Source organism: Chitinophaga sp. (assembly GCF_036569125.1).
Taxonomy (GTDB): domain Bacteria; phylum Bacteroidota; class Bacteroidia; order Chitinophagales; family Chitinophagaceae; genus Chitinophaga.
Genome location: NZ_DATCRF010000735.1, coordinates 1 through 4,079 on the forward strand (window position 1 = coordinate 1; position 4,079 = coordinate 4,079).

The 4,079-nt window shown below is 47.9% G+C and carries 4 protein-coding genes; all 4 read left to right on the plus strand.

The window, feature by feature from the left end:
• Positions 1-2,096: hypothetical protein (locus tag VIM87_RS27220; protein ID WP_332000037.1), on the plus strand; the 2,096-nt coding region annotated here is incomplete at its 5' end.
• A gap of 15 nt (positions 2,097-2,111) precedes the next feature.
• The gene (locus tag VIM87_RS27225) at positions 2,112-3,206 is read left to right on the plus strand and encodes a hypothetical protein (protein ID WP_332000038.1); all 1,095 of its coding nucleotides are present in this window, start codon (positions 2,112-2,114) and stop codon (positions 3,204-3,206) included.
• Between the two features lie 9 nt (positions 3,207-3,215).
• Entirely contained in the window at positions 3,216-3,785 is a 570-nt protein-coding gene (locus VIM87_RS27230; RefSeq protein WP_332000039.1) for a hypothetical protein, read from the plus strand.
• A gap of 11 nt (positions 3,786-3,796) precedes the next feature.
• On the plus strand, positions 3,797-4,079 hold a 283-nt coding region (locus VIM87_RS27235), incomplete at its 3' end, for a hypothetical protein (RefSeq protein WP_332000040.1).

A 4,079-nucleotide genomic window follows, 5' to 3' on the forward strand; every position in this document is an offset into this window, starting at 1 on the left:
AAAACGGGCAGGTAAGCATCAGCAACGATGGGCAGCTGGAACGCAGTTATTTTGGAAGCGGCTACTATTACCTGAACCACCTGCAGATCAACGGCGGTATCCAGGTAGCAAAGATCCCGCTGGCAGTACAGTTCCAGCGGCAGGATATGTTTCAATACCGCTACTACTACAACAATATTTTCCAGGTCCGTTTTGATAAGGAAGCTTACCTGGAAAACTACAGGAAGAAGCTGGCCAGCCAGGTTTCTATGGATGAATTAGTCCCAAAGGACGCGCTGTTACAGCAAACAAAAGCCGTAGCGGAAAAGGCCATCCGTGCGGAGATGGACTCTATGAAGGGTGAATACCTGGCTATGACCGGCGCCCCCTTAACTGCTATTGATACCCTGAAAGATTTCACAAAACCCGAAGTGAATACTGCTTTCCAAACCCTGTTAAGCTCAAAATATGCCAGAGAGATAAAGGGAAAAGAGGCGCTGCTGCAGCAAATGAAGGAAAAAGCGCAGCGGGGCGATACGGCAGGTACCGCGCAGATGGGCAATTTGAAAAAAGAGATAGATGCTTACTACAAGCTGCTGTCCTTTTACAAACGGTACCAGCAGCTACGCAATAAGTTTAATCTGCCAGGCCTGAACAAGCAGCTTGCCCAGGATGAGCTGCAACGTGCAAAGAAGTACGGAGATATGCTGCAGGACCCCGAATCGCTGAAAAAGCTGGCGAGTGAAAAGTTGCCATTAACCGGTGCAGAAAAATTCTTTCTGAATGTACAGCGCATGAACATGGGGCAACAAACAGTTTCCTTAAGCTCGCTGTCACTCTACAACTACATGCACACCGGCGCCAGCATGGAAATCTACAATAACAACAAGTACCTGTTTGTATTGGTAGGAAAGGAGAAAGACCTGAATGCCGTGTATGACAGAGCCTATTTTACGCCGGTGCAAAGCAACGACCATATTGCTACCGGTATAAGACTGGGTCGTGGCCCACTGGATGGCAATCACACCCATCTGTCATTGTTTTCTTTTAAACAATCCCGTTCCTATGCTGAGGGACAAAGCTGGCAAATGCCATCAAAGTCAAGTGTGGTATTGGGGTTGAGCAACCGGGTAGCGATAGATGAAACTTCTTCCATAGACCTGGAAATATCTAAATCCTCCACCGTATACACAGATGCCGCTTATGGCTTAGATAGTACCGGCCGCAAAAGCGCGCTGGGGCAGCTGTTCAGGGGAGATGATTTTGCACAGAGCCTGGCGCTTACATTAAAGTATAAAGCCAGCTTTAAGGAAATAGGATTGGATGTGAATGCAGATGTAGCCCACATAGCTGCAGGTTATTATAACCCCGGCAGTTCTTTTTTACCCAGGGGCACCAAACAGGGCATCCTGGGGCTGCGTAAATCTTTCCTGAAGAAAAAAATAATGCTGAACCTGCGCGGTGATATGCGGGAATACGCCTTTGGCAGTAACACTGGTATGAAATGGCGCAGCAGCAGTTTCCTGATAGATACCCGTTTTAAACTCAGTAACGGGCAGCAGGTTGGCCTCAAATACCAGCCTACACGTGGAGTTCAGATCTCGTCGGGCAGCCGTTTATTGAATAATGCCACAGACCGCGTGAGTGTAGACCTGAACCTGCAAAAGATCTTCGGCCGCATATTTTATCATAACATGATCAGCACGGCCTACAGCAATACCCGTTACCTGCAGCAGCCAACCGGCATGATAGCAGTAAAGGCCAGCACCTTTACCTGCATGCAGAATATAACGCTGGGCACCAGTTTGCTGTACTGGAACAATACGTATAACTATTCGCGTAATCCTGCCGGACTGGTGTACCTGAACTCATCCTACAACACAGATGCAGGTATCACCTATCAGTGGGGAGAACGTTTCAGCTTTACCTCCGGTGTTAACTATACCAGCGCAGCAGGCTGGTACCGTCAGCTGGGCGGCCGCCAGGCCATTACAGCCACCATTAACAGTAAGCTGGATGCAAGTGTTTTTGTGGATGGAAGGGTGAACCTCAATCAATACACGAACTATTACGATGATCTATTCCGGGTTGACTGGAGCTTAAAATACCATTTCTAATCTGTACTATACTTTATGAAAAGATTTTTACTGTATTTCGTTTTGCTGGTGATCACAGTACAGGCAAAAGCCCAGGTAGCCATCAACTTTATACCATCGGTGGCCGGGCAAACATTGGAAGGCCTTTCGCTGGTACAGCTGGTAAATACCACCGGCAATAATTTGCAGGGCCAGTTGACCATCACAGTGAAGGATGGCAGCGGCGCCGGAGTGGTAAGCATTGTAGTACCCAGGTTGCCCATACGCCTGGGAGTGAATAGCCTCAATAAAGGTATTTTATCAGGCAGCCGTATCCGTTTTGGAGAAAGCCCCTCCGCAGCAGGGCTTAGCCAAACCGGCCGTTTTTCAGAAGGCGAATATGAGTATTGTTATGAGCTGGCGGCAGAAAGCGCCAAACCCGGAGGCATTCCTACAATCTACGAAAACTGCTTCCAGCATACCTTACAGCCCACAACACCATTAATGCTCATCGATCCTTATGATCAGGCAGAGATCTGTAACACCCGACCTAATTTCAGCTGGCAGCCGCCTATGCCTTTGCAGCGCGATATGCGTTACCGTATTGTAGTAGCGCCGGTAATGGAAAGGCAGGATGCAGTGGAAGCCCTGGCCAATAACCGTCCTGTGATCAATATAGCAGATGTGCGACATAACAATCTCATATACCCGGTACAGGTACCGGACCTGGTAAAGGAGCAACGTTACGCCTGGCAGGTAACTGCCTATACGGGGAAAGTAATGTTAACCCAATCAGAGATCTGGACATTCACCATCCATTGTGAAGACAGTATTCCTGTACAGCAGGCAGACAGTTACCGGGAGCTGAAAGTAGAGGCAGACAAGAACTTTTACCTGGCGCCCGGTACGCTTCGTTTTTCCTTTTATAATTACCGGCAGGCCGGCCGTTTGGAGTATGAGATCATTGATCTGTCTAATCCCGATGTACCGGTGAAAAAGCTGCGCCGCATTAACATGCAGGTAGGCCTGAACAAGATTGCGCTGGACCTGCAGGATAATGCAGACATCAAAGATGGCAATCAGTACATACTGAAGGTAAAGAATGTAACGAACCAGGAATTAACCTTACGATTTATATACCAGGAAAAGTAAACCCTGACGATGAAAACCTTATGCCTATTAATCCTGCTGGGGATCAGCAGCCTGTGGATGTCGTGTAACCGTTCGGGTAACGGCCGTGAGATCGTAGCCTATATCAACGATCCCCGTAACGGTATTTTCCAGGAAATACAACGCACCGGTTTGCAGGTGCAGGTGCAATACATACCCACCGATCTGCAGGTATTGTCTGAACATGCTGGCGCGCTTAACAGCAAAGCACTGGACAGCAGCCGTAAGCAGTACGACAGTTATGCCTACTTTAAGCTGGTGCTCACAGATGAGCAGGTAAAACCGCGCGAAACAGATGCCTCATACCTGGACTTTGGGCTGACAGATGATTTTTATCTGCAGCTCAATAACGGGAATGTAATACCCTGCACATTCTACCAGCGTATACCCACCGGCGATAAACATCGCTATGAATTTATGGTCGTATTTGAAAAAGAAACAGACGGCGGGGGACCTGTCCGCCAGGATTTCAGGTTTGTGTATGCCGATAAGGTATTCGGCATGGACAGCGTTGCCTTTAATTTCAGGCATAAAGACCTGCAAAACATCCCCCAACTGTAAAAATCCCTATAATGAACCGCATTTTAAAGTATAAAAGGACAATAGCCTTTTTCTTTTTGTTGATCCTGGGTACACAGCTGCTGGTGCCTAATAGCGTATATGCATTAACATCAGGTCCTACACAGCCTGAAATGAAAGGATTTGAACCGGTAGGCACCACAGACATGGTAGACCTTTTCTCAGGTGATTTCAGCTATAACATTCCTTTGCTGGATATAGGCGGTTATCCCATTAACCTGGCTTACCATTCCGGCAGCGGTATGGATGATGAAGCCAGCTGGGTAGGCCTGGGAT

Coding starts and splice junctions, on each gene's coding strand:
- VIM87_RS27225 (WP_332000038.1), top strand. CDS start 2,112: ATGAAAAGATTTTTACTGTATTTCGTTTTGCTGGTGATCACAGTACAG.
- VIM87_RS27230 (WP_332000039.1), top strand. CDS start 3,216: ATGAAAACCTTATGCCTATTAATCCTGCTGGGGATCAGCAGCCTGTGG.